The 494-nt window shown below is 43.7% G+C and carries 1 pseudogene; it reads left to right on the top strand.

Features of this window, described 5'->3' with window-relative positions:
* Window positions 1-494: pseudogene (gene glnA / locus B4F08_RS11295) on the top strand (glutamine synthetase); the annotation flags it as partial.

Raw genomic sequence — 494 nt, 5'->3', positions numbered from 1 at the left:
AAGAACTTGTTTGCTGGTGATGAATATGCTGGTCTTTCTGAGATGGCGCTTTACTTCATCGGTGGTGTAATCAAGCATGCTCGCGCATTGAACGCAATTACTAACCCTTCTACTAACTCGTACAAGCGTTTAGTTCCACACTTCGAAGCACCAATTATGCTTGCTTACTCAGCACGTAACCGTTCTGCTTCTATCCGTATTCCTTACGTTTCTAGCCCGAAAGGCAAACGTATTGAAGCTCGTTTCCCAGATCCAATGATGAACCCGTACTTAGGTTTCGCAGCATTATTGATGGCGGGTATCGACGGTATCCAAAACAAGATTCACCCAGGTGAAGCTGCTGACAAGAACTTATATGATCTTCCTCCAGAAGAAGAAGCAAAAATCCCTACAGTTGCGCACAGCCTAGATATGGCTCTTGAAGCGCTTCAAGCGGATCATGAATTCTTACTGAAAGGTGGTGTATTCACTAAAGAAATGCTTGATGCATATAT

The organism is Acinetobacter sp. UBA6720 (assembly GCF_002454215.1).
Taxonomy (GTDB): Bacteria; Pseudomonadota; Gammaproteobacteria; order Pseudomonadales; family Moraxellaceae; genus Acinetobacter.
Note: the sequence above shows the minus strand (reverse complement) of the source record. Positions and strands in the feature narration are given on the sequence as shown.